At 71.0% G+C, this 21,552-nt stretch carries 21 protein-coding genes; 11 read left to right on the forward strand and 10 right to left on the reverse strand.

Features of this window, described 5'->3' with window-relative positions:
- Nucleotides 1-419: 419 nt before the first annotated feature.
- The gene (locus tag ACZ5VD_RS05010) at nt 420-1,217 is read left to right on the forward strand and encodes a response regulator transcription factor (protein WP_468680782.1); all 798 of its coding nucleotides are present in this window, start codon (nt 420-422) and stop codon (nt 1,215-1,217) included.
- Nucleotides 1,218-1,345: 128 nt separating this feature from the next.
- Nucleotides 1,346-3,187 carry a flavin-containing monooxygenase gene (locus ACZ5VD_RS05015; protein WP_468680784.1) on the forward strand — a complete coding sequence of 614 codons (1,842 nt, stop codon included), beginning with the start codon at nt 1,346-1,348 and terminating at the stop codon, nt 3,185-3,187.
- Here the strand turns inward: ACZ5VD_RS05015 and ACZ5VD_RS05020 are convergent.
- Together ACZ5VD_RS05020 and ACZ5VD_RS05025 are read right to left on the reverse strand one after the other, a co-directional pair.
- Nucleotides 3,184-3,537 (reverse strand): MazG-like family protein, encoded by a 354-nt coding sequence (locus tag ACZ5VD_RS05020; protein ID WP_468549225.1) that lies wholly within the window; start codon nt 3,535-3,537, stop codon nt 3,184-3,186. The genes ACZ5VD_RS05015 and ACZ5VD_RS05020 overlap by 4 nt on opposite strands.
- A gap of 44 nt (nt 3,538-3,581) precedes the next feature.
- Nucleotides 3,582-4,124: a DoxX family protein gene (locus ACZ5VD_RS05025; RefSeq protein WP_468549226.1), complete on the reverse strand. Its 543-nt coding sequence runs from the start codon at nt 4,122-4,124 to the stop codon at nt 3,582-3,584.
- A gap of 91 nt (nt 4,125-4,215) precedes the next feature.
- On the opposite strand from ACZ5VD_RS05025, the gene ACZ5VD_RS05030 reads away from it, so the two are divergent.
- Nucleotides 4,216-4,542, forward strand: a complete 327-nt coding sequence (locus ACZ5VD_RS05030; RefSeq protein WP_468549227.1) for a nuclear transport factor 2 family protein — start codon at nt 4,216-4,218, stop codon at nt 4,540-4,542.
- A gap of 81 nt (nt 4,543-4,623) precedes the next feature.
- Complete coding sequence (locus tag ACZ5VD_RS05035) at nt 4,624-5,604, forward strand: aldo/keto reductase (RefSeq protein ID WP_468680788.1); 981 nt, start codon at nt 4,624-4,626, stop codon at nt 5,602-5,604.
- A 43-nt stretch (nt 5,605-5,647) separates the two neighbouring features.
- On the opposite strand, the gene ACZ5VD_RS05040 is transcribed toward ACZ5VD_RS05035, so the two are convergent.
- Complete coding sequence (locus ACZ5VD_RS05040; RefSeq protein ID WP_468680790.1) at nt 5,648-6,334, reverse strand: ABC transporter ATP-binding protein; 687 nt, start codon at nt 6,332-6,334, stop codon at nt 5,648-5,650.
- A 116-nt stretch (nt 6,335-6,450) separates the two neighbouring features.
- Nucleotides 6,451-7,923: an ABC transporter permease gene (locus tag ACZ5VD_RS05045; RefSeq protein WP_468680793.1), complete on the reverse strand. Its 1,473-nt coding sequence runs from the start codon at nt 7,921-7,923 to the stop codon at nt 6,451-6,453.
- A gap of 193 nt (nt 7,924-8,116) precedes the next feature.
- On the opposite strand from ACZ5VD_RS05045, the gene ACZ5VD_RS05050 reads away from it, so the two are divergent.
- Nucleotides 8,117-9,253: a D-alanyl-D-alanine carboxypeptidase family protein gene (locus ACZ5VD_RS05050; RefSeq protein WP_468680974.1), complete on the forward strand. Its 1,137-nt coding sequence runs from the start codon at nt 8,117-8,119 to the stop codon at nt 9,251-9,253.
- 244 nt (nt 9,254-9,497) lie between these two features.
- Here ACZ5VD_RS05050 and ACZ5VD_RS05055 read toward each other — a convergent pair whose 3' ends face one another.
- On the reverse strand, nt 9,498-10,268 hold the full coding sequence (locus ACZ5VD_RS05055) for an SDR family oxidoreductase (RefSeq protein WP_468680795.1): 771 nt from the start codon (nt 10,266-10,268) through the stop codon (nt 9,498-9,500).
- Between the two features lie 133 nt (nt 10,269-10,401).
- Between ACZ5VD_RS05055 and ACZ5VD_RS05060 the strand changes: the two genes are divergently transcribed.
- Nucleotides 10,402-12,054 carry an alkaline phosphatase D family protein gene (locus ACZ5VD_RS05060; protein ID WP_468680797.1) on the forward strand — a complete coding sequence of 551 codons (1,653 nt, stop codon included), beginning with the start codon at nt 10,402-10,404 and terminating at the stop codon, nt 12,052-12,054.
- On the opposite strand, the gene ACZ5VD_RS05065 is transcribed toward ACZ5VD_RS05060, so the two are convergent.
- Nucleotides 12,041-13,054 carry a Gfo/Idh/MocA family protein gene (locus ACZ5VD_RS05065; protein ID WP_468680799.1) on the reverse strand — a complete coding sequence of 338 codons (1,014 nt, stop codon included), beginning with the start codon at nt 13,052-13,054 and terminating at the stop codon, nt 12,041-12,043. The two genes, ACZ5VD_RS05060 and ACZ5VD_RS05065, sit on opposite strands and share 14 nt — an antisense overlap.
- Before the next feature lie 172 nt (nt 13,055-13,226).
- On the opposite strand from ACZ5VD_RS05065, the gene ACZ5VD_RS05070 reads away from it, so the two are divergent.
- The 3 genes from ACZ5VD_RS05070 (at nt 13,227) to ACZ5VD_RS05080 (ending at nt 17,053) form a co-directional block, all read left to right on the forward strand.
- The gene (locus ACZ5VD_RS05070) at nt 13,227-14,465 is read left to right on the forward strand and encodes a multidrug effflux MFS transporter (RefSeq protein ID WP_468549233.1); all 1,239 of its coding nucleotides are present in this window, start codon (nt 13,227-13,229) and stop codon (nt 14,463-14,465) included.
- A complete protein-coding gene (locus ACZ5VD_RS05075; protein WP_468680801.1) occupies nt 14,417-15,595 on the forward strand; it encodes a serine hydrolase domain-containing protein in 1,179 nt (392 codons plus the stop codon). Before ACZ5VD_RS05070 ends, ACZ5VD_RS05075 begins: the two co-directional genes overlap by 49 nt.
- 465 nt (nt 15,596-16,060) lie before the next feature.
- The gene (locus ACZ5VD_RS05080; RefSeq protein ID WP_468680804.1) at nt 16,061-17,053 is read left to right on the forward strand and encodes a small ribosomal subunit Rsm22 family protein; all 993 of its coding nucleotides are present in this window, start codon (nt 16,061-16,063) and stop codon (nt 17,051-17,053) included.
- Here the strand turns inward: ACZ5VD_RS05080 and ACZ5VD_RS05085 are convergent, their stop codons facing one another.
- Nucleotides 17,054-17,248 (reverse strand): DUF6243 family protein, encoded by a 195-nt coding sequence (locus ACZ5VD_RS05085; RefSeq protein WP_468680806.1) that lies wholly within the window; start codon nt 17,246-17,248, stop codon nt 17,054-17,056. It abuts the gene before it with no gap.
- Between the two features lie 99 nt (nt 17,249-17,347).
- Here ACZ5VD_RS05085 and ACZ5VD_RS05090 point away from each other — a divergent pair, with 99 nt between their 5' ends.
- Complete coding sequence (locus ACZ5VD_RS05090) at nt 17,348-17,968, forward strand: TetR/AcrR family transcriptional regulator (RefSeq protein WP_468680808.1); 621 nt, start codon at nt 17,348-17,350, stop codon at nt 17,966-17,968.
- On the opposite strand, the gene ACZ5VD_RS05095 is transcribed toward ACZ5VD_RS05090, so the two are convergent.
- Nucleotides 17,938-18,807, reverse strand: a complete 870-nt coding sequence (locus ACZ5VD_RS05095; protein WP_468680810.1) for a glycerophosphodiester phosphodiesterase — start codon at nt 18,805-18,807, stop codon at nt 17,938-17,940. The two genes, ACZ5VD_RS05090 and ACZ5VD_RS05095, sit on opposite strands and share 31 nt — an antisense overlap.
- Before the next feature lie 170 nt (nt 18,808-18,977).
- On the opposite strand from ACZ5VD_RS05095, the gene ACZ5VD_RS05100 reads away from it, so the two are divergent.
- Nucleotides 18,978-19,712 carry a bifunctional DNA primase/polymerase gene (locus ACZ5VD_RS05100; RefSeq protein ID WP_468680812.1) on the forward strand — a complete coding sequence of 245 codons (735 nt, stop codon included), beginning with the start codon at nt 18,978-18,980 and terminating at the stop codon, nt 19,710-19,712.
- 2 nt (nt 19,713-19,714) lie between these two features.
- On the opposite strand, the gene ACZ5VD_RS05105 is transcribed toward ACZ5VD_RS05100, so the two are convergent.
- Nucleotides 19,715-20,716, reverse strand: a complete 1,002-nt coding sequence (locus ACZ5VD_RS05105) for an SCO2278 family lipoprotein (RefSeq protein WP_468680814.1) — start codon at nt 20,714-20,716, stop codon at nt 19,715-19,717.
- Nucleotides 20,676-21,548: an iron uptake transporter permease EfeU gene (gene efeU / locus ACZ5VD_RS05110; protein WP_468549241.1), complete on the reverse strand. Its 873-nt coding sequence runs from the start codon at nt 21,546-21,548 to the stop codon at nt 20,676-20,678. The genes ACZ5VD_RS05105 and efeU overlap by 41 nt, the downstream gene beginning before the upstream one ends.
- Nucleotides 21,549-21,552: the final 4 nt, after the last annotated feature.

Here is a 21,552-nt window from a genome sequence, read left to right on the forward strand (position 1 = left end):
GACGGGCCGTTGCCCGCGCCGGTAGGCATGTCCTTCTCTCCCATGCGTGCACACCCTACCTCCCCCCCCCCCCTCCCTCCCCCCCCTTCCCCCCCCCCTCCCCCCCCCCCCCCCCCCCCCCCCCCCCCCCCGCCACCGCCCCCAGCAGGATCCCGGCGGCCACCGCGGCCGCGACCAGGGATGCACGGGACATCCGGGCGGACCGCACCGACGGTCGGGGTATCACCACAACGCCTCCAAACAGCGGGCCGGCTCGTCTCCCCCTCCGCTCCACAGACTTACGGACTTCGGGCGGGCGGGCCGGTTCGGCTAGGCCGGGTGGGTGCGGTGAGTGGGGAGGAGGGGGCGGGGGCGGGCTGCGCACGGAGTGGCTGGAACCTATTCCTTGACTTAGGCAAGCAGCGGGTAGGGTGAGATTCATGCCCCCACCGCCGTCCCCCTCCCCGGGCGCGGTCCCGGATGCGGCCCCGGTCCCCGGCGGCCCTCCGCGTGTGCTGATCGCCGCCGGGGAACCCGGCTCGCAGGTGCTGCTGGCGGCCATGGAACTCGCCGGCTATCGCGCCGAGGTGGCGGACAGCGGGGCGATGGCGTTGGAGTGGCTGGAGACGTGCCGGTTCGATCTGGTGATCCTTGATGTGATGCTGCCGGACACGCATCGTCTGCGACAGGCCCGTCGGCTGTCCGGGCCCGACCGGCCGGCCGTACTCCTCATGGACCGGGGCGAGTTCCTCGGCAGTCTCGTTCCGCGCGGGACCGCCTTCGGGGCGGGAGTCCAGCTCACCGGTTCGGTCAAGGCCGCCGAAGTCCTCGCCCGGGCACGGCAGTTGGTGCGGGGTGAGGACTTCGGCGGACGGGGCGGTGGATGGGACGGTGCGCTGCGCTACGGCGATCTCGTCCTGGACGACGTGACCTGCCGGGCGTGGCGCGGGGACCGGAGCGTCGCACTGACCCCCGCCGAGCACCGGCTGCTGCGCCTCCTCCTCGTCAACGCGGAGCGCGTGCTCTCCAAGGAGCAGATCGGCCGGCATGTATGGCGTGAGCCGCCCACCGACGGTGCCGTGGAGCGGCTGGTCTCCCGGCTCCGGCGCAAGGTGAACGGCGAGGAGGGGGCGCTCATCCACACCCGACGGGGCTTCGGGTACCGGCTGGGGCGGTCCTCGGGGGCTGCCGGTGGGGCGGAAGCGGCCCGGGGCGCGGTGCGTGACGTGGTCGGGTGAAGGGCATGACCTCATGGCCCCGTCACACTTCTCCGCTGTCCGGAATCTGTCCGGGAGCCGTCAGCCCGGTCCGGTTGACTGGGCGGCCCGGACCCCGACTCCCCGCCCCCCCACGACCGAGGAGAGCCATGCCGTCCCCCCACGCCCCGGATTCGCCCACCTCCGATCCACGGGACCTCGGCTTCGATCCCGACGCCCTCCGCGCCCGGTACCGCGCCGAACGCGACCGTCGGGTCCGTCCCGACGGGCGTACCCAGTACCGCGACACCCGCGGTGAGTTCGAGGCGTACGACAAAGACCCCTACGCCGAGGCCGAGTTCACCCGTGAGGCACTGTGCGACCGGGTCGAGGCGGTGGTCGTCGGAGGCGGTTTCGGCGGGCTGCTCGCCGCGTCCCGGCTGCGGCAGGCCGGGGTGGAGACGATCCGGGTGATCGAGAAGGGCGGGGACTTCGGCGGCACTTGGTACTGGAACCGGTATCCGGGCATCCGCTGCGACATCGAGTCGTACGTCTATCTGCCGCTGTTGGAGGAGATCGGCTACGTCCCCGCGTGGAAGTACGCGCCGGGGGAGGAGATACGGCAGCACGCACGGGCCATCGGCCGGCACTTCGGTCTCTACGACCACGCCTGCTTCCAGACCCAGGCGACCGAACTGCGCTGGGACGAGAGCGAGTCGGAGTGGGTCGTCGCCACCGATCGCGGCGACCGGATCCGGGCCCGGTACGTCGTGGTCTCCAGCGGCGTGCTCAGCCAGGCCAAGCTGCCCGGCATCCCCGGGATCGAGACCTTCAAAGGCCATATGTTCCATACGAGTCGCTGGGACTACGCCTACACCGGCGGCAGCGCCGAGGGCGGGCTGACCGGGCTCGCCGGCAAACGCGTCGCGCTCATCGGCACCGGCGCCACCGGCATCCAGGTGGTCCCGCACCTCGGGGCCGACGCCGGGCACCTGTACGTGTTCCAGCGCACGCCCTCCTCCGTCGACGTCCGCGGAAACCGCCGTACCGACCCGGAGTGGGCCGCGACGCTGGAGCCCGGCTGGCAGCGGCGGCGCAGGGACAACTTCCTCAAGGTCGTCACCGGCGTCCGCGGCGAGGAGGACCTGGTGAACGACGGCTGGACCAGCAGCGCGCGGCTCCAGGAGAAGATCGTCCCGACCAACTCCTACGCGCACATCCCGGCCGAGGAGCGCGAACGGGCCTACGAGATCGCCGACTTCCAGAAGATGAACGAGATCCGGGAGCGGGTGGCGGCGGTCGTCGAGGCCCCGGACACGGCCGAGAAGCTCAAGCCCTGGTACCGCTACATGTGCAAGCGGCCCACCTTCAGCGACCACTACCTCCAGACCTTCAACCGGCCCAACGTCACCCTCGTCGACACGGCCGACACCCACGGCGTGGAGCGGATCACCGAGACCGCCGTCGTCGTCGGCGACACCGAGTACGAGGTCGACTGCGTCATCTTCGCGACCGGCTTCGCCGTCGGCGTCTCGGGCCTGGTGTCCGGGCGGCTCCCGGCATACGGCCGCGACGGCGTCGCCCTGCTGGACGCCTGGAAGCAGGCCGGCCCGCGCACCCTGCACGGCCTCTACAGCCACGGCTTCCCCAACCTCTTCCAGCTCGGGTCGATGCAGAACGCCGCCGCCGTCAACTTCGTGCACGTCCTCGACGAACAGGCCACCCACATCGCCGCGGTCGTCGGCGAGGCGCGTGAACGCGGGGCGCGGTACGTCGAGCCCAGCGCGGAGGCCGTGGCGGACTGGGTGGCGACGATCCGCGAGAAGGCACCCGACCTGTACGCGTTCCACGCCGAGTGCACCCCCGGCTACTACAACAACGAGGGCAGTCCCCGGCCGGGCAGCCAGCAGTTCGGCGACGGGCCGGTGGCCTTCCACGAACTGCTGGCCCGCTGGCGGGCGGAGGGCGGGACGGCGGACGTGCTGGTCGAGAAGGAACCCCGGGAGAGTTAAGGCGCCGTCCCCAGGGACCGTTCCGTCACCCGGGCCAGATGCCGGGCGAAGACCTCGCGGGTGTCCGGGGTGAGCGTGCGCAGGGCCACCAGGGCCGTGATCGCCACATCGCACAGCTCGGCCTGGACGTCGTCCCAGGTGTGGGTGACACCCTTGCGCGGGTTTCGGCCGGTCACCCCGATCACCGCCTGGGCGACCTCGCCGACCTCCTCCGACAGCTTCAGCACCCGCAGGAGCAGGCTGGGGTCGCCGTCGACCGGACGGTGCGCTTCCAGCCAGGCCCACAGGTCCTCGATCGACTCCCAGAGGTCCGGGGCCGTCGCCGTCGCAGGGGTGTCGTGAGCGCTCATGCCCGCAGCATGCCCGACGCGGCCCCCGGCGGAACAACCGGCGGCTACTCGAACAACGTTTCCTGCTCCCCCTCCGCCGCCCGCCGCACCCGCCGGTTCCGCGCCCCCACCACCAGCGCCGTCGCCAGCCCGGTCACCGCGAACGCCGCCGGGACCATCCAGCTCCGGTCGACCGCGTGGCCGAGAGCGTGATCGAGGGAGAGCCGGCCGGGCCCGGACACGGCGAGGCCGGCCGCCGTCAGGCCCAGGGTCGCCGCGTACTCGTAGCCGCCGCCCTGGTTGAAGAAGCCGTTGGGCGCGTGCACCGCGGCGGCGCCCGCCATCGCGCCGGCCGCCGCGGCCCCGGCCGCCGGGGTCGCCAGACCCAGCGCCAGCAGGGTGCCGCCGCCTGCCTCGGCCAGCCCCGCCGCCGCGGCGTTCTGCCGGCCGGGCGCGTATCCGACGGACTCCATGAACTGGCCGGTGCCCTCCAGCCCATGTCCGCCGAACCATCCGAACAGTTTCTGTGTGCCGTGTGCGGCCAGCACCCCGCCGGCACCCAGCCGGAGGAGCAGCAGACCCAGATCACGTCGGTCGTAGGAAGTCACGCCTCCACCGTCACATCCCCGGCCCTCACCGGCTCGGTCCGCAGCGCCGTTCGGGTGGCGCACCCGCGCCCACGGTGTGAGTCTGGCTGCCATGACGATTCAGACCGCCCGACTGAGCGACCCCGCCGTCCGCGCCTTCGTCACCGCCGTCAACGCCCATGACCGCGAGGCTTTCCTCAAGCTTCTCGCGCCCGGCGCGACCATGGCGGACGACGGGTCGGACCGCGACCTCGACGAGTGGACCGACCGGGAGATCTTCAGCTCCCACGGCCACATGGAAGTCGACAACGAGTCCCGGAGCGGCCGCGCCCTCATCGCCCGCTACAGCAACGACACCTGGGGCGAGATGCGCACCCGGTGGACCTTCACGGTCGGGGACGACGGCAGGATCTCCCGGTTCGAGACAGGCCAGGCATAGCGGCCCGTCCGAGCAGCCCATCAGGGTTCCCTGTACGCGGCCTTGCCTTCGCGTGCACTCCAACTCCTAGCGTTCTCCTGTATGGAGACCACACGGACACTGGGCCGCAGCGGCATCGAGGTCAGCGCTCTCGGCTTCGGCTGCTGGGCGATCGGCGGTGAATGGCAGGCGCCCGACGGCCAGCCGCTCGGCTGGGGCAAGGTCGACGACGAGGAGTCCGTACGGGCGATCCGGCGCGCCCTCGACCTCGGCGTCACCTTCTTCGACACCGCGGACACCTACGGCACCGGCCACAGCGAACGCGTCCTGGGCCGGGCCCTCGGCAAGCGGCGGGACGACGTGGTCGTCGCCACCAAGTGGGGCAACGTCTTCGACGAGGCCACCCGCACCCTCACCGGCGGCGACGACAGCCCGGCGTACGCCCGCCGCGCGCTGACCGCCTCCCTGGAGCGCCTCGGCACCGACCACATCGACCTCTACCAGCTGCACCTCTCGGACGCGGACCCGGAACGTGCCGCCGAACTGCGCGATGTCTGCGAGGAGTTTGTGCGAGAGGGGTTGATCCGTGCCTACGCCTGGAGCACCGACGACCCGGCCCGCGCCGCCGTGTTCGCCGAGGGGGAGCACTGCGCGGCCGTCCAGCACGCGATCAACGTGTTGCAGGACGCTCCCGAAATGATCGCGCTCTGCGAGGAGTTGGGCCTGGCAAGCGTCAACCGCAGCCCGCTCGCCATGGGGTTGCTGGCCGGGAAGCGCCAAGGGGCCATGGAGGCCGGGGACATCCGGAGCCGGCCGCCGGAGTGGCTCAAGGGCTTCGACGAGGGGACGGGCGCCGATCCCGACTGGCTCGGCCGCGTCGACGCGCTCAAAGAGATCCTCACCAGCAACGGCCGTACGCTCGCCCAGGGCGCCCTGGCCTGGCTGTGGGCGCGCAGCCCGCGCACGGTCCCCATCCCCGGCTTCCGCTCGGTCGCCCAGGCCGAGCAGAACGCGGGCGCGATCGGGAAGGGGCCGCTCACCGCCGGGCAACTGGTCGAGATCGACCGGATCCTCGGGCGGTGAACGGCCCCCGCGACGTCGTCGGGACGCCCTCGCATCACTGCGGTCAGTAACTGACCGCCTGCTCGGACAGGCTGATCTGCCCGGCCCTGATCGTGGCCACCCGCGGCGCCCGACGCGCGATCGAGGAGTCGTGGGTGACCAGGACGAACGTCAGCCCGTGCTCACGCCACAGCCCCTCCAGCAGGGCCATGATGTCGTCGCGGGTGCCCTCGTCGAGGTTGCCGGTGGGCTCGTCGGCGAGGAGTACCTTCGGCTTCTTGACGAGGGCGCGGGCGATGGCCACGCGCTGCTGCTGGCCGCCGGACAGCTCGGTCGGGACATGGGTGAGACGCTCGCCGAGGCCGACCGAGCGCAGTGCCTCCGCCGCCCGCTCGCGCCGCTCGGCCGGCTTCACACCGAGCGGGACGAGGGCGGTCTCGACGTTCTCCTGCGCGGTCAGCGTCGGGATCAGGTTGAACGCCTGGAAGATGATGCCGATCTTCTCGGCGCGCAGCCGGGTCAGCTTGGCCTCGCTGATGCGCCCGAGGTCGACGCCGTCCAGCTCGACGGTGCCCTCGGACGGGCGGTCGAGGCCGCCGATCATCTGGAGGAGGGTGGACTTGCCGCCGCCGGTGGGGCCCTGGATGACGAGCTGGTCGCCGTCCTCGATGGTGAGGTCGACGCCGCGCAGCGCCTCCACCGTCTCCTTGCCGCGCGTATAGCGCTTGGTGACGCCGGTGAGTCTGTACATGGGTGCTCCGTTAGCTCCGTAAGCCGCGAGAAGGACGAGAAGACGAAAGGGAGGGGAGGGGAGGGGAAGGGAGGGGAGAAGGGGAGGGGATGAGAAGGGCGGGCCGAGAGGGCTGGTCAGTTCACGCTGCGCAGGGCGTCCGCCGGCCGCATGCGGGAGGCGCGCCAGCCGCCCATCGCACCGGCGATCAGACCGCCGGCCACGGCCAGGCCCACCGCGAGCGCGATGGTGGTCGGCGAGACCGGGGCGGACAGGGCGATCTCCATGGTGTTCGACGTCGCCTGCCGGCCGGGGCCGCCACCGCCGGGGCCACCGCCCATGCCGCCGCCACCGCCGGTGGAGCCCAGCTGTGCGGTCAGCTTCGGGCTGATCGCGGTCACCGTGTAGGCGGCCACGAGGCCCAGCGCGATACCGAGGGCACCGCCGATCAGACCGTTCACGACGGACTCGCCGACGACCTGCCGGGTGACCCGGCGGCTCGGCCAGCCGAGCGCTTTGAGGGTGCCGAACTCACGCACCCGCCGGGAGACCGCCGAGGAGGTCAGCAGCGCGGCCACCAGGAAGGCGGCGGCGAGCACGGCGATCGACAGCCACTTGCCGACGCTGGTCGCCAGGTTCGAGGCGGTGGACAGGGAGCCGGAGACGGTGTCCGCGAGGTCGGCGGAGGTCGTCACCGTCGTACCGGAGATGTTCTTCTGGATCGTCGACTTGACGGTCTCGATCTGCTTCGAGTCGGCCGCCTTGACGTAGATCGTGGTGACCTGGTTCTTGGCGTCGGCCAGCGTCTGCGCCTGCTTCAGCGGCAGGTAGACGTCGGTGCTGGAGTCGCTGCTGTCGGGCGTCGCGATGCCGATGACCTTGTACTTGGTGCCGGAGATCTTGAAGGTCGAGCCGACCTTGTACTTGTTCTCCTTGGCGTACGACTTGCTGAGCACCGCGACCTTCGCGTTGGTCTGCGCGGCGGTGAACGTCCTGCCCGAGGTGATCTTCGAGCTCGCCAGCGGGCCGAGCGTCTGGTCGGTGACGTCGATGCCGGCCACCGAGTAGGAGTTCACGTCGAAGGAGGCGCCGCCGCCCTGGACCTGCGGCTGGGCGGTGCTGCCCGAGGAGGTGCCGCCGCCGGGGCCGCCCTGGCCCTGCCCCTGGGACTGGCTGTTCTGCGACTGGGCCTCGCCCTGGGTGAAGGAGCCGTTGACCTTCGTGACGTTCAGGGTCAGCGCGCCGACCGCGCTCGCCACGCCCTTCTGGGTGGAGACCTTCTCGACGAGCGAGGACTTCAGGGCCTGACCCCCCTGGGTCATCACCCGGTCGGAACTCTGCTCCTCGTCGTCGTCGTTCGACTTCGCGTCGAACTCGAAGCCCGGTCTGCCGGAACTGTTGTCGGTGGGCGCCGTCCTCGCCTTGGTCACCGTCATGTCGGTGCCGAGGCCGTAGAGCGATTGCAGGACTTTGTCCTGCGCCTGCTGCATGCCTGCCGACACCGAGTTGACGGTGATGACCAGGGCGATTCCGAGCGCCAGACCCATGGCGATGACCAGAGCAGCCTTCTTGCGCCGGCTCAGTTCGCGCTTGAGATAGATGCCAAACATCCCGTTCCTCTAGGTTCTTGGCGCCCGCTGTGGGCGCGGCCTCAAAGTAGGGAGAAAGCTTTGTGCGTACCTGAGTAAAGGGTGTGCAAGAACTGAGAATGCGAGGGCCGGAATCGGAATCCGCTGAGACAGCTCATTCCTAAGCTGTGGAGGGCTTGTTGCCAGGAACTCCCTGTTGAGTGGGGGTGTCACTCTGCGGAGGAGCGGTCTTTCTTTGAATTCCCTGTCCAGGCGTTCCCTGCTCGCCCTTCCTCTGGCCGCGGCTGCTCCCGCTCCCGCTCTTGCTTCCGCTCCGGCTTCCGTTTCGGCTCCGGATTCTGTTTCCGCTGCTGTCGGGGGGCTGCCCGAGAAGCTGACCGCCCGTGCCTGGCTGGTCGCCGACCACGACAGTGGTGAGGTGCTCGCCTCGTACCGGGCGCACCGGAGACTGGCCCCCGCGTCGACGCTGAAGATGCTGTTCGCCGACACGGTGCTGGGGAAGTTCGAGCGGACCGAGCGGCATACGGTGACCGACGCCGACCTCGCGGACGTCCCGGCCGGGTCCAGCCTGGTCGGCGTGAAGGCCGGGATCACCTACACCGTCGAGCAGTTGTGGCAGGGCGTGTTCCTGCGCTCCGGGAACGACGCGGTGCATGTGCTGGCCCACATGAACGGCGGGCTCGCCGCGACGGTCGCCGAGATGCAGGCCAGGGCGGCGGACCTGCGGGCCGAGGACACCCATGTGGTCAGCCCGGACGGCTTCGACCACAAGGGCCAGCTGTCCTCGGCGTACGACCTCACGCTCTTCGCCCGGAACGGGCTGCGCGGCGCCGACTTCCGGGAGTACTGCGCGACCAGGACCGCCGACTTCCCGGCGGGCGGCCAGAAGACCTTCCAGATCCAGAACACCGACCGGCTGCTGACGGGCGCCTACGGCGTGCGCACCTACCGGGGCCTGATCGGCGTCAAGAACGGCTACACAAGCGACGCCGGAAACACCTTCACCGGCGCCGCCACCCGCGGTGGCCGGACGCTTCTCGTCACCGTGATGCACCCCGACAGCGGCGGCAGCGACGTCTACGAGGAGACCGCCGCCCTGCTCGACTGGGGCTTCGGCAAGGGGAGTTCGGCGAAGGCGGTGGGCACCCTGGCGGAGCCGTTGAGCGCGGGTGGCGGGGCAGGTCATCCTTCGCCCACGCAGTCGCCGACCCGCGAGACCGCTCAAGCGGCGGCCGGCCCGCCCGGTGTGGCCGTGGACGACCCCTCGCCCTGGCGGCTGCTGGAAGGAGCGGCGGGCACGGTCGCGCTGCTGGCCGGTGGCGTCTACGCGCTGCGCAGGCGCCGGATCTGACCTGCACGGCAGCCGTTCCACCGCACCGGTGTGCAACTCGCTGTCCTACGCGAGGTCCACCCCCACCCGGTGCGGTGGAACGACTGCCGCAACCCCCCTCGGGTTGGTCGGCGGAAGCCCTCTCCTCCAAGTGTGAAGCTCTCGTGGAGGAGATGAAGAGCATATGCCTGCCACCGGCCCCGATGGTGCGGAGGATTCCATTCCGGTTGTGCAAGTTGAGCCTTCGATCACCTGATCGAATGGATCAGCCGCGCCCCACGTACGGCATCGCCGTCGCCAACACCGTCGCGAACTGCACATTCGCCTCCAACGGCAGCTCAGCCATGTGCCGCACGGTCCGCGCGACATCGGCGACATCCATCACCGGCTCGGGCGCGACCTCCCCGTTGGCCTGCAACGCCCCCGTCTGCATCCGCTCGGTCATGTCCGTCGCCGCGTTCCCGATGTCGATCTGCCCGACCGCGATCCCGTACGGCCGCCCGTCGAGCGACAGCGCCTTGGTGAGACCGGTCAGCGCGTGCTTGGTCGCCGTGTAGGCGACGGAGTGCGGCCGGGGCGTGTGCGCCGAGATCGACCCGTTGTTGATGATCCGGCCGCCCTGCGGGCTCTGGTACCTCATCTGCCGGTACGCCGCCTGCGCGCACAGGAACGCCCCGTTCAGGTTGGTGTCCACCACATGCCGCCAGGCGTCGTACGGCAGTTCCTCGACCGGCACCCCGCCGGGCCCGAACGTCCCCGCGTTGTTGAACAGCAGGTCGACACGGCCGAAGGCGTCCACGGTGGCGGCGAACAGCGCGGCCACGTCCTCCGGGCGGGCCACATCGGTCCCCACGGCGACGGAGGCACCCTCGGGCCCCAGTGCCGCGGTCTCCTCCAGAGGCGCCGGCCGGCGGCCCGCCAGCGCCACCGACCAGCCCGCGCGCAACAGCTCGACGGCGACGGCACGGCCGATGCCGGAGCCCGCGCCGGTCACGACCGCGGTCCGCCCGGGAGCGTTCGTCTGCTTGGTATCCATGAGGCCGCAGCGTAGGCGGGCGTCCGCCATCCGGGATCACGCTGTCCGTCATCCGGGTGTCATGCACCCGCCGCCGCGTGTCGGGATCCTCTCGCCGCGCCACCTCCTCCCCCAACTGTCGTGGGAGGAAAGAATGACCATCACAGAAACCGAGTCGTCGGCCCTGGCCCCGCACGCCCCGGAGCTGCGCGCCGCCGCCCGCCGCATCGGCCGCCGCGGCTTCCTGAGCGCCGGCGGCGCGGCCGTCGCGCTCGCCCTCGGCTTCGGGCTGCCCGCCACCGGCACCGCCGCCGCGGCCGAACTCGACCCGGCCCGCATCGACACCGACCCCTTCACCCTGGGCATCGCCTCCGGCGACCCCCAGCCCACCTCGGTGGTCCTGTGGACACGGCTCGCCCCCGTCCCCTACCAGCCCGACGGCGGACTCCCCGTCGAACGGGTCGCCGTCGACTGGGAGATCGCCCACGACCAGGCCTTCGCCACCGTCGTCGGCAAGGGCACCGCCACCGCCCACCCCGAGTTCCGGCACGCCGTGCACATCGAGGTCGAGGGACTCCAGCCGGACCGCGTCTACTACTACCGCTTCCGTGCGGGCAGTTGGCTCAGCGAGACCGGCCGCACCCGCACCACACCCGCCGCCACCACTCTCGCCTCCTCGCTCAAGATCGCCGCCGTGGCCTGCCAGGCCTACCACGACGGCTACTTCACCGCGTACCGCCACCTCGCCCAGGACGACGTCGACCTCGTCTTCCACCTCGGGGACTACCTCTACGAGTACGCCGTCGACGCGGCCGGCGGGCAGCGCCGCTACACCGACCGCGTCCTGCCGGACCACTTCAACCACGAAGCCGCGACCCTGGAGGACTACCGGCTGCGCTACGCCCTCTACAAATCCGACCCCGACCTGCGGGCCGCACACGCCACCCACCCCTTCGTCGTCACCTGGGACGACCACGAGACGGAGAACAACTACGCCGGCTCCGTCCCGGAGAACGCCGTACCCCCGGAAGAGTTCCTGCTGCGCCGCGCCGCCGCCTACCGCGCCTACTGGGAGCACCAGCCCCTGCGCCTGGCACAGCTCCCCACCGGCCCCGACATGCTGCTGCACCGGCGACTGCACTGGGGCCTGCTCGCCCAGTTCGACGTCCTCGACACCCGCCAGTACCGCTCCGACCAGGCCTACGCCCAGATCGTCCACCTCCCCGGCCCGGAGAGCGCCGACCCGGCCCGCACCCTGACCGGCGCCACCCAGGAACGCTGGCTCCTCGACGGCTGGCGGGACTCGGCCGCCGTCTGGAACGTCATGCCGCAACAGGTCTGCTTCTCCCAGCGGAAAATGGACCTCAACCCCGTCGCACGGATGTCGATGGACGCCTGGGACGGCTACTCCGCCGCCCGCCGCCGCATCCTCGACGGCGCGCAGACCGCCGGCGTCGACAACCTGATGGTCCTCACCGGAGACGTGCACGTCGCCTACGCCTTCGACATCAAGGACGACTTCGACGACCCGGCCTCCCGCACCCTCGGCACGGAGATCGTCACCACATCGGTCACCAGCGGCCGGGACGGCGCCGACCGGCCCTCGAACTGGAACACCTACACGACCGCCAACCCGCATCTGAGGTTCTACAACGGCCGGCGCGGCTACGCGACCGTCACCCTGGACCAGGAGCAGGCACGCGCCGACTTCAAGACCGTGCCGTACGTGACCACGCCCGGGGCGCCGGTCACGACGGCCGCGTCCTTCGTGACCCAGGTGGGGAAGCCGGGGCTCACGCCGGCGTGAGCGCCTCCTCCGACGGATAGCGGACGCCGATGCGCTCACGGATCGTGTCGAGCGTCCGCATCACGGCGAGCGTGCCGTCCAGCGGAACGAGCGGAGACTCCGTCTCACCGGCCCGCAGCGCCCGCATCACCTCACGGGCCTCGTGCTTCAGACTGCCCGCCGGCCCCTCCTCCGGGGTGGTCGTGAACTCCTCCGGGTCACGGCCGTCGCGGTGCAGCACGAAGCGGTCCGTGTGGAAGAAGCCGTACGGGATGTCGATACGGCCCTGCGAGCCGGTGACGGACGCCGTGGTGCCCGTACCGCCGATCACCGAGCAGTGCACCGAGGCGAGCGCGCCGCTCTCCCAGGAGAGCAGCCCGGCCGTCTGGAGATCGACGCCCTCCTCCGACAGCACCGCCCGCGCGGCGATGTCCGACGGCTCGCCGAGCAGCAGATGGGCGAACGACACCGGGTACACGCCGAGGTCCAGCAGCGAGCCGCCGCCCTGTTGCGGATCACGCAGCCGGTGGGTGGGCGGGAACGGGCCCGCCAGGCCGAAGTCCGCCTGGACCGTACGGATCTCACCGATCGCGCCGTCCCGCACCAGGTCCGACAGGCGTCGGATCAGCGGGTTGCAGTACATCCACATCGCCTCCATCAGGAAGCTGCCGCGCGCCCGGGAGAGCGCGACCAGTTCCTCGGCCTCCCGCGCGTTCAGCGTGAACGCCTTCTCGCACAGCACGTTCCGGCCGGCCTCCAGACACAGCCCGGCCGCCGCCCGGTGCGCCGAGTGCGGAGTGGCGACGTACACGACATCGATGTCCTCGTCCTGCGCGAGCGCGTCCCAGCCGCCGTACGCCCGCGGGATGCCGAACCGCTCCGCGAACCCCTTCGCCGACTCCTCGGTCCGCGAGGCCACCGCCACGACCTCCGCGTCCGGCAGATCGACCAGATCGGCGGTGAACGCCGCCGCGATCCCGCCCGTCGCCAGGACTCCCCAGCGCACCTTCTGCTCCGTCATCCCGGCCCCACCCTCGCTCACCTGAACCTCGGCACTCTGTACGAGCTGAGAGCATAGGTGGCGGATCAGTCGGAGAGGGAGGGGCCACATGCCCGAGTACGGGGCATCGACGGACGGAGTGTCTACGGGCGGGGCGTCTACGGATGGGGCGTCGGCGGGTGGGGCGGCGGCGATGCCTTTGGGTTCGGGTGCGCGTCGTACCGGGTGGCTTGTCACCCTGGTGCTCGGCGGTCTCACCGCCACGCCTCCGCTCGCGATGGACATGTACCTCCCCGCGCTCCCGGAGGTCACCAGGGCGCTCGACGCGCCCGCCGCCACCGTCCAGCTCACCCTCACCGCCTGCCTGGTCGGCATGGCCCTCGGCCAGATCGTGGTCGGCCCGATGAGCGACAAATGGGGCCGCAGGCGCCCGCTGCTCGTCGGCCTCGTGATCTACGTCCTCGCCACCGCCGTCTGCGCCTTCGCACCGAGCGTCGAGTTGCTCGTCGCCTTCCGGCTCGCGCAGGGGCTCGCCGGCGCCGCCGGGATAGTCGTCGCGCGGGCCGTCGTACGGGACATGTACGACGGCGTCGCCATGGCCCGTTTCTTCTCCAACCTCATGCTGATCTCCGGAGTCGCCCCGATCGTCGCGCCCCTCGTCGGTGGGCAGATCCTGCGGGTGACCGACTGGCGAGGCGTGTTCGTCGTGCTGACGGTGATCGGGATCGCGCTCACCGTCCTGGTGTGGATGCGGCTCCCGGAGACGTTGGCGCCCGCCGACCGGCACGGTGGTGGGGTCCGGGAGGCCGTGCGGTCGATGCGGGCCCTGGTGGGCGACCGGGTCTTCACGGGATACGTCCTCACCGGGAGCTTTGCCTTCGTTGTCGTCTTTGCCTATATCTCCGCCTCTCCGTTTGTCGTCCAGGAGATCTACGGCGCCTCCCCGCAGACCTTCAGCCTGCTGTTCGGCCTCAACTCCGTCGGGCTGGTGATCATGGGGCAGATCAACGGCAAGCTCCTCGTCGGCCGGGTCAGCCTCGACAAGGTGCTCGCCGCCGGGCTCGTCGTCCTCGGGCTCGCCGCGACCGCGCTGCTGCTGATGTCGGCGGGCGTCTTCGGCGAGGTGGGGCTCGTGCCGATCGCCGCCGGGCTGTTCGTGGTGATGTCCGCGATCGCTGTGACCATGCCCAACGCTCAGGCGCTGGCGTTGATGCGTGTCGAGCACTCGGCCGGTGCGGCTTCCGCGCTGCTCGGCACCTCGTCGTTCCTGGTCGGCGCGGTCGCCGCGCCCCTGGTCGGGATAGCCGGCGAGGACACCGCCGTGCCGATGGCGGTCGTCCAACTGGGTGCCGTACTGGTGGCGGGCACCTGCTTCGTGGTTATGTGCCGTCCTTGGAACAGACGTACGAGTGTGGAGGGAGCGGAGAGCTGAGCGCACCGAGACTGCGCGGCGACACCCCGGAACGGGCGGGGCTCGACCCCGACGAACTCCGACACCTGGTCCGACAGGTCCACGACCTCACCACCGGTGAGAACCCCTGGGCGGCGGGCGCCGTGGTGGTCGCCGGGCGCGGCCCGGTGATCGCCGTCGAGGAGGCGGCGGGCTGGGCCGTCCGGTACGCGTCCTACGACCCCGATCGCGAACAGGGCGTCGAACTGGCGGTCGGCGCACGTGTCCCGATGACCGTCGACACCCCCTTCGACCTGGCCTCCCTCACCAAGCTATTCACGGCGGTCGCCGCCGTGCAGCAGATCGAGCGGGGCACGCTCGGCATCGACGCGCGGGTCGGCGCGTACCTTCCCGACTTCCGGGCTGCCGCCGAACACGGCATCACGGTGCGGGAGTTACTCACCCATACGTCTGGGCTGCGGCCCGAACTGCCGCTGTACGGCGCTTCGGATGAGGCATCCCGGCTGGCGATGCTGCGTGCGGAGCCTCCGGTGGGGGTGCCCGGGACGTACACGTACTCCGATGTGAATCTGCTGCTTCTCCAGCATGTTCTGGAGCGCATCACCGGCCGTGGCCTCGATGTCCTGGTCCATGACGGCATCACCCGGCCTCTCGGTATGACGTCCACCTGCTTCGGGCCGTGCCCCGGCGCGGCGGCCACGGAGGACCAGCGGTGGCCGTGGGCGAAGGCGGAGCGGGGGATGCTGCGGGGGGTCGTCCACGACGAGAACGCCTGGGCGCTCGGGGGTGTGGCCGGTCACGCGGGGCTGTTCTCCACGGGGCGGGATCTGGCGGTGTTCTGCCGGACGTTACTCGCGGGCGGCGCGTACGGGCCTGCCCGGATCCTCGGTCCCGACTTCGTCGAACTCCTGATGTCTCCGCCGGGGCTGGGCTTCGCCCTCGACCAGCCGTGGTTCATGGGGGAGTTGGCGGGGCGCGGCGCGGCGGGCCACACGGGCTTCACGGGCACCTCCCTGGTCCTCGACCAGGCCACGGACACCTTCCTGGTCCTCCTCGCCAACACGGTCCATCCCCGTCGCCGCCCACCGGACAGCAGGCCGCGGGCGGCTGCGGGGACACGGATGGCTCGGGCTGTGCGGGGGTGCGCGTAGCACCCCCGGTTGTGGTGGGGTCGGGGCCGCGTCGGGGGGTGTCCGTCCTCGGAACGGCGCGGAGACTGTTTCTCGATGGGGTGCCGGCGTTGACCGCGCAGTCCACTGCGGGCGAACACCCCCCGACACGTCCCCTTGCGGCCGTACGACGGGACTGCCGGCGCGTGTGCCGTGTTGCGCCGGTGGCGGTCGGGGCGACGTCCACCTCGTGACCGACCGAGTCGACACCCCCGCCGCGTCCCCTTGCCGCCGTGCGACGGGGCTGCGAGGGCCTTTCGACGTCCACTTCTTGGCCTACCGAGTCGGGCGGTGGGTGGGCATAGGCCCGGGGGTCTGGGGGCGGAGCCCCCAGGGCGGTCACTTCTCGATGCGTCGAGTCGGGTGGGGGGTGGGCAAAGGTTCGGGGGGCTGGGGGCGGAGCCCCCAGGGGTCTGGGGCAGGGGGGTGGCGGCCTAGGATTGGCGGGTGGATGACCCCGTAGCTCCGGCTGACAGCCTTCGTCGTGCTCTTGGTGCCCTGCTCGACGGACTTCCTCCGCGGCGGGCCGCGCAGGCGGTCGATCGGCTGATCGCCAGCTATCGGGGGACTACGCCGACCGACGCACCGATTCTGAGGGACCGCGCCGACGTCGCCGCGTACGCCGCCTATCGGATGCCCGCGACCTTCGAGGCCGTGTGCGCCGCGCTGGACGCGTTCGCGGAGGCCGTGCCGGACTGGGTGCCCGGCAGTCACGTGGATGTGGGGGGCGGGACCGGTGCCGCCACGTGGGCCGTCGGCGCGACCTGGCCCGGCGTGCGCCCGGTGACCGTGCTCGACTGGGCCGAGCCCGCGCTCGCCCTCGGTCGGGAGGTCGCCGCCGCCAACCCCGCGCTGCGCGAAGCGCGGTGGCAGCGTGCCCGGATCGGGTCGGCGCTCGCAATCGACGAGACGGATCTGGTCACGGTGTCGTACGTCCTCAACGAGCTCACCGTCTCGGACCGTGCCGCCCTGGTCGACGCCGCCGCGCGTGCCGCCCAGGCCGTCGTGATCGTCGAACCCGGTACGCCCGACGGCTACGCCCGTGTCATCGAGGCCCGCGACCGCCTGGTCGGCGCCGGGCTCCGGGTGGCGGCGCCCTGCCCGCACAGCGCCGCCTGTCCCATCGTCCCGGGCGAGGACTGGTGTCACTTCTCGGCCCGGGTCAGCCGCTCCTCCCTCCACCGTCAGGTGAAGGGAGGCTCCCTGCCCTACGAGGACGAGAAGTTCGCCTACGTGGCCGCCGCCCGTTTTTCCGTCGACCCGGCTCCCTCCCGTGTTGTCCGGCGTCCGCAGATCCGTAAGGGGCAGGTGCTCCTCGATCTGTGTGAGACGGAGGAGCGGTTGAGCCGGCGTACCGTCACCAAGCGTCACGGTGATCTGTACAAGGCGGCCCGCGACGCCGACTGGGGGGACGTCTGGCCGCCGGGGGACCAGGGTTAGTCACTGCGGCTCGTCGCCCGTGGCCTCCTCCTGGTGCTTTTCCTGGAGCTTGCGCAGCAGCTCTCGTTTCTGGGCCTGGGGGTCGAGGCCGCCGCCGATCCGGCCGCCGCGTGCGGTGCCTCGCAGGGCCTTGCGGTTGAGGTTGCTGCGGGTGCCGCCGACTCCCAGCATGTTTCCTGATCCGCCTCGGGTCATCTGGGTCTCCTTATTTGGTACGAGACGTATCGTCTCGTTTTGTTGTTCCTGTCACTGTCTGGCGAGACGCTGCGTCTTGTCAAGTGGTAAATTCGCTTCATGACGCTCAAGAAGTCCGGCCCCGACACGGCTCGTCGCAGCGAGAAGTCCCGCCGCGCCATCTATGCCGCCGCCCTCGAACTCGTTGTCGAGCTCGGGTATCCCAGGACGACCATCGAGGGCATCGCCGCCCGCGCCGGCGTCGGCAAGCAGACGATCTACCGGTGGTGGTCGTCGAAGGCGGACGTCCTGCTGGAGGCGTTCCTGGATCTGAGCGAGCAGGCCTCACAGGAGGCCGGGGCCGTGGGCGAGTACGCCATCCCGGACAGTGGTGATCTCGCGGCCGACCTCAAGAGTGTGCTGCGGGCCACCGTCGACGAGCTGAAGAACCCTCGGTTCGAAGCCCCCTCCCGTGCCCTGGCCGCCGAGGGCGTGGTCAACGAACAGCTCGGCCGGGTCTTCGTGACCAAGCTCCTTGAGCCCTCGCTCCAGTTGTACGTCGACCGGCTGCGCTCCGCGCAGGGCGCCGGTGAGGTGCGTCAGGACGTCGATCCGCGGATCGCCCTGGAACTCTTCGTCTCGCCGCTGGCTCAGCGCTGGCTCCAGTACACGGGGCCGATCTCCTACGAGTACACCGACACCCTGGTCGACTACGCCCTCCACGGCATCGCGCCGCGCTGAGCCCCGGCGGGGTGGCGGGCCAGTCTTCCCGGCGCGTCCGTGATGATCCCGTCGCAGCCCAGCGCCAGTGCCCGGTCCCGCTCGGCCGGTGTCAGGATCGTGTGCGCCCAGACTCGGGGGATGCCCGAGCGCACCGCCCGCCGAAGGTCGGCGTCCCGTGCCCGGTGGTCGACGTCGAGCAGGTCGACGTAGGACCGCCAGCGTGCGGGACGGTCCGTGCGCAGTTGCCCGGCCGAGCGCCAGAGCTGGGCCAGCAGGCCCAGGCGGTGGGCCCGCCGGGCCACCTCGGGGTCGTTGGAGTTGACGAAGACCGAGCGGGTCAGGCCCCGGGCGCGGATCATCGCGGCCAGTCTGCCGAGGCTGCCCGGGTTCTTCGCCTCCAGCATCAGGATGATCCGGCCGCCGAAGCGGTCCAGGACGTCGGACACCGTGGGTGGGGGCTCCGGTCGCCGGCCGTCGGGGAAGGGCGGCCCGGGGCGTAGTCGTAGGTCCTGCCATTCGCGCAGGGTCAGGCCGCGTACCTCGCCGCCCAGGAACGTCGTCCGGTTCAGGGTCGGGTCGTGCAGCACCACGAGCGTGCCGTCGCGCAGCATCCGTGTGTCGAAGTCCAGGACCTGTGCCGTACCGCGACGGTAGGCCGTCACCAGTCCCGACATGCTGTTCTCGGGGACCTCGCGGGCGCCGCCGCGATGGGCGACGTACGTCACGCGGGGCAGGGAGTCCACGGTCAGTGGTCCGGCACCCCACTCCAGCGGGTTCGCCGGGCCGGTGAGGGCCAGCGAGACCACGGAAGCGACGGAGGCGGAGGCCAGGGCGGTCGTCGCAATCCATGTGACCATGTCGAACACGGTAGAGGTGTTTATCGTGATAAAGGCGGTAATGACACTCGATCTCGGTGACGGGTGCGTCTCGTCCCACCCATCCCTGTTGTCGGCTCCGGCCCCCCGGAGCGCGGGGAAGTGGGACCATGAGGCATGCTGTTCGGCACGACAGCAAGGCGAGGGGATAGATGAGCGCGGAGTTCGGCGATCGTTCCGGCCGGCAGGGCAAACTCTCCCAGTGGCTGCGTGGTCGCCGCCCGAAGGAGGCCGCCGGCGACGGCGGTCGGGAGGCTCTGCTGCTCGCCGCCGCCGCATCGGGGCTGCCGCTGGCGCCCGCCGCGTATCCCACCGCGGACTTCCGCTGTTCCTGTGACCGCGTCGGCTGTCCCACCCCGGCCCGACACCCGGTGTCGTTCGCCTGGCAGACCCAGTCGACCACCGACCTCGAACAGGTCGAGCGCTGGGCCCGGCATCAGCCGCAGGCCAACTTCATCACCGCGACCGGCATGGTGCACGACGTGCTGGACGTGCCGCTGGAGGTCGGCCGGGAGGCGCTGGAGCGGCTGCTCGACGCCGGTATCGAGGTCGGGCCGGTCGCCGAGAGCGACGACGGGCGGCTGCTCTTCTTCACCCTCACCCGCGGCACCCCCGAGGACGAGGACGAGTGGTGGCCCTGCGAGCTGGACTGTCATCCCGAGACGGCGGACGAGCGCCCGGGGCTGCGCTGGCACTGCCGTGGGTCCTACGTTCTTGTTCCGCCCGCCCGGTTGCCCGGCGATGATCAGTCCGTGCGGTGGGTGCGCGGGCTGGAGTACGTGTTGCCCGACCCGCTGACCCTGCTGGAAGTCCTCACCGACGTCTGCGCCCGGTACATCGGCGAGGAGCCCGACCAGGCGAACGCGGCCTGGCCCCTGCGCCGTTGACGCTACGAGCCTGCTGCCGAGGTCAGGCCCTGGATCCGTCCCAGGATCGTCACCCGCTGGTTCCCGCCGGTCTTCGCCGGGGTCAGCGCCACCTCGTTGGAGACGAACTGCATGGTGAGGGACTGCTTGATCTCACCGGTGGTCAGCGCGAGGACGTCCTTGTTGGGTGTCGGCACCGCGGTGCCCTGCGCGGCCGTCTGCTTCTCGTAGTGGTGCGTGGTGAAGAAGACCATCGCCCCGCCGTCCTCGGTGCGCAGTGCGAGCGGCGCGTAGTCCCCGCTCGTCCTCGGCTCGTCGATGTACTGCGTGGCCAGGCCCGGTCGCTGTGAGTCCTTCTCGCGTTCCGCACGCCACACGCTGGTGTTGGCGCCGGGCGCGAAGCCGTTCCCGCCGCTCTTCAGGTACGACGCGTAGGTCTTGCTCAAGTCCGCGGGCGGAACGGCCAGTTCGGTCGAGTTCGCCGGTACGGACTCGGCGAAGCCGTCCGCGTCCTCCTTGAACTCCGGCAGCTTCTCCGGCGCCACCAGCGTCAGGTACGCGGCCTGCCACGGCTCATCCAGGCCGCCGCGGGTGAACACCAGCAGCCAGCGCAGGGTGCCGCCCTTGTTGCCCGCCGCGTCGGCGACGAACCAGCGCGGCCAGCCCGCCTTCTTCGGAATCGTGAACTTCGCGTCCGTCAGCTTCAGCGGTGAGTAGGTGGGGTTGCCGTCCGGGTTGTTCACGGCTCCCGCCTTCAGCCGCGCCCGGTCGATGTCCTCCAGGGCACCGGTGACGAAGCCGGCGTCCAGCGAACTGTCGTACGCCTTGTCCGCCTTGTTGTATGCGGCGGTGAACTGGCGGAGTGCGGTGGCGGCCTCCGTGCGCGTGGCCGCCGGGAGCACCTCCCGCTCTCCGTGCACCACCATGCACCCGCTCGCCGTCAACGACAAAGCGGTCACCGATGCTGCCATCAGTGCGCTCCGGTCAAGACTGCGGAGCCTTCGAGGGCCGCGATCCAGGCTCATCAGGTTCCTTCACCTTCCCCTTCCCGGAGGCGAACCCTACCGGGGCGAGGAAGAGCGCGAGCGTCGGGATCAGGTAGAGGAGCCACACCGTGACCTGGAGGACCGTCGGGTCGGGCTGGAAGTTGAAGACGCCCTTGAGGAGTGTGCCGTACCAGCTGTCCGGAGGGATGGTGGCGCTGATGTCGAACGCCTTGTCGTTCAGGCCCGGCAGCCAGTCGGCCTCCTGGAGGTCGTGGAAGCCGTACGCCAGGACGCCCGCGGCCACCACGACCAGCATGCCGCCGGTCCAGGTGAAGAACCTGGCCAGGTTGATCCTCAGGGCGCCGCGGTAGAACAGCCAGCCCAGGAGGACGGCCGTCGCGATGCCCAGGGCTACGCCCACCAGCGGGCGCGGGCTGCCGTCGCTCGCCGCGTGCACCGACGCCCACACGAACAGGGCCGTCTCCAGGCCCTCCCGGCCGACCGCGAGGAACGCGGTGACGACCAGCGCGCCGGTGCCCATGGCGAGGGCGGCGTCCAGTTTGCCGTGGAGTTCCGCCTTGAGGTGGCGGGCGGTGCGGCGCATCCAGAAGACCATCCACGTCACCAGGCCCACCGCGAGGACGGACAGGCTGCCCCCGAGGGCCTCCTGGGCCTGGAACGTCAGCTCCTGGGAGCCGAATTCGAGCGCGCTGCCGAAGCCGAGGGCGAGGACGATCGCGGCGCCGATGCCGATCCAGATGGGCTTGAGGGCGTCGGTGCGGTCTGTCTTGACCAGGTAGGCGATGAGGATGCAGACGACCAGGCTGGCTTCCAGGCCCTCGCGCAGACCGATCAGATAGTTGGAGAACAACGGG

This window comes from Streptomyces sp. NPDC032822 (genome assembly GCF_055578825.1).

Excerpts from the sequence above, each read along its gene's own strand:
- ACZ5VD_RS05010 (WP_468680782.1), top strand. The coding sequence starts at position 420 with ATGCCCCCACCGCCGTCCCCCTCCCCGGGCGCGGTCCCGGATGCGGCC.
- ACZ5VD_RS05015 (WP_468680784.1), top strand. The coding sequence starts at position 1,346 with ATGCCGTCCCCCCACGCCCCGGATTCGCCCACCTCCGATCCACGGGAC.
- ACZ5VD_RS05020 (WP_468549225.1), bottom strand. The coding sequence starts at position 3,537 with ATGAGCGCTCACGACACCCCTGCGACGGCGACGGCCCCGGACCTCTGG.
- ACZ5VD_RS05030 (WP_468549227.1), top strand. The coding sequence starts at position 4,216 with ATGACGATTCAGACCGCCCGACTGAGCGACCCCGCCGTCCGCGCCTTC.
- ACZ5VD_RS05035 (WP_468680788.1), top strand. The coding sequence starts at position 4,624 with ATGGAGACCACACGGACACTGGGCCGCAGCGGCATCGAGGTCAGCGCT.
- ACZ5VD_RS05040 (WP_468680790.1), bottom strand. The coding sequence starts at position 6,334 with ATGTACAGACTCACCGGCGTCACCAAGCGCTATACGCGCGGCAAGGAG.
- ACZ5VD_RS05045 (WP_468680793.1), bottom strand. The coding sequence starts at position 7,923 with ATGTTTGGCATCTATCTCAAGCGCGAACTGAGCCGGCGCAAGAAGGCT.
- ACZ5VD_RS05055 (WP_468680795.1), bottom strand. The coding sequence starts at position 10,268 with ATGGATACCAAGCAGACGAACGCTCCCGGGCGGACCGCGGTCGTGACC.
- ACZ5VD_RS05060 (WP_468680797.1), top strand. The coding sequence starts at position 10,402 with ATGACCATCACAGAAACCGAGTCGTCGGCCCTGGCCCCGCACGCCCCG.
- ACZ5VD_RS05065 (WP_468680799.1), bottom strand. The coding sequence starts at position 13,054 with ATGACGGAGCAGAAGGTGCGCTGGGGAGTCCTGGCGACGGGCGGGATC.
- ACZ5VD_RS05070 (WP_468549233.1), top strand. The coding sequence starts at position 13,227 with ATGCCTTTGGGTTCGGGTGCGCGTCGTACCGGGTGGCTTGTCACCCTG.
- ACZ5VD_RS05085 (WP_468680806.1), bottom strand. The coding sequence starts at position 17,248 with ATGACCCGAGGCGGATCAGGAAACATGCTGGGAGTCGGCGGCACCCGC.
- ACZ5VD_RS05090 (WP_468680808.1), top strand. The coding sequence starts at position 17,348 with ATGACGCTCAAGAAGTCCGGCCCCGACACGGCTCGTCGCAGCGAGAAG.
- ACZ5VD_RS05095 (WP_468680810.1), bottom strand. The coding sequence starts at position 18,807 with ATGGTCACATGGATTGCGACGACCGCCCTGGCCTCCGCCTCCGTCGCT.
- ACZ5VD_RS05100 (WP_468680812.1), top strand. The coding sequence starts at position 18,978 with ATGAGCGCGGAGTTCGGCGATCGTTCCGGCCGGCAGGGCAAACTCTCC.
- ACZ5VD_RS05105 (WP_468680814.1), bottom strand. The coding sequence starts at position 20,716 with ATGAGCCTGGATCGCGGCCCTCGAAGGCTCCGCAGTCTTGACCGGAGC.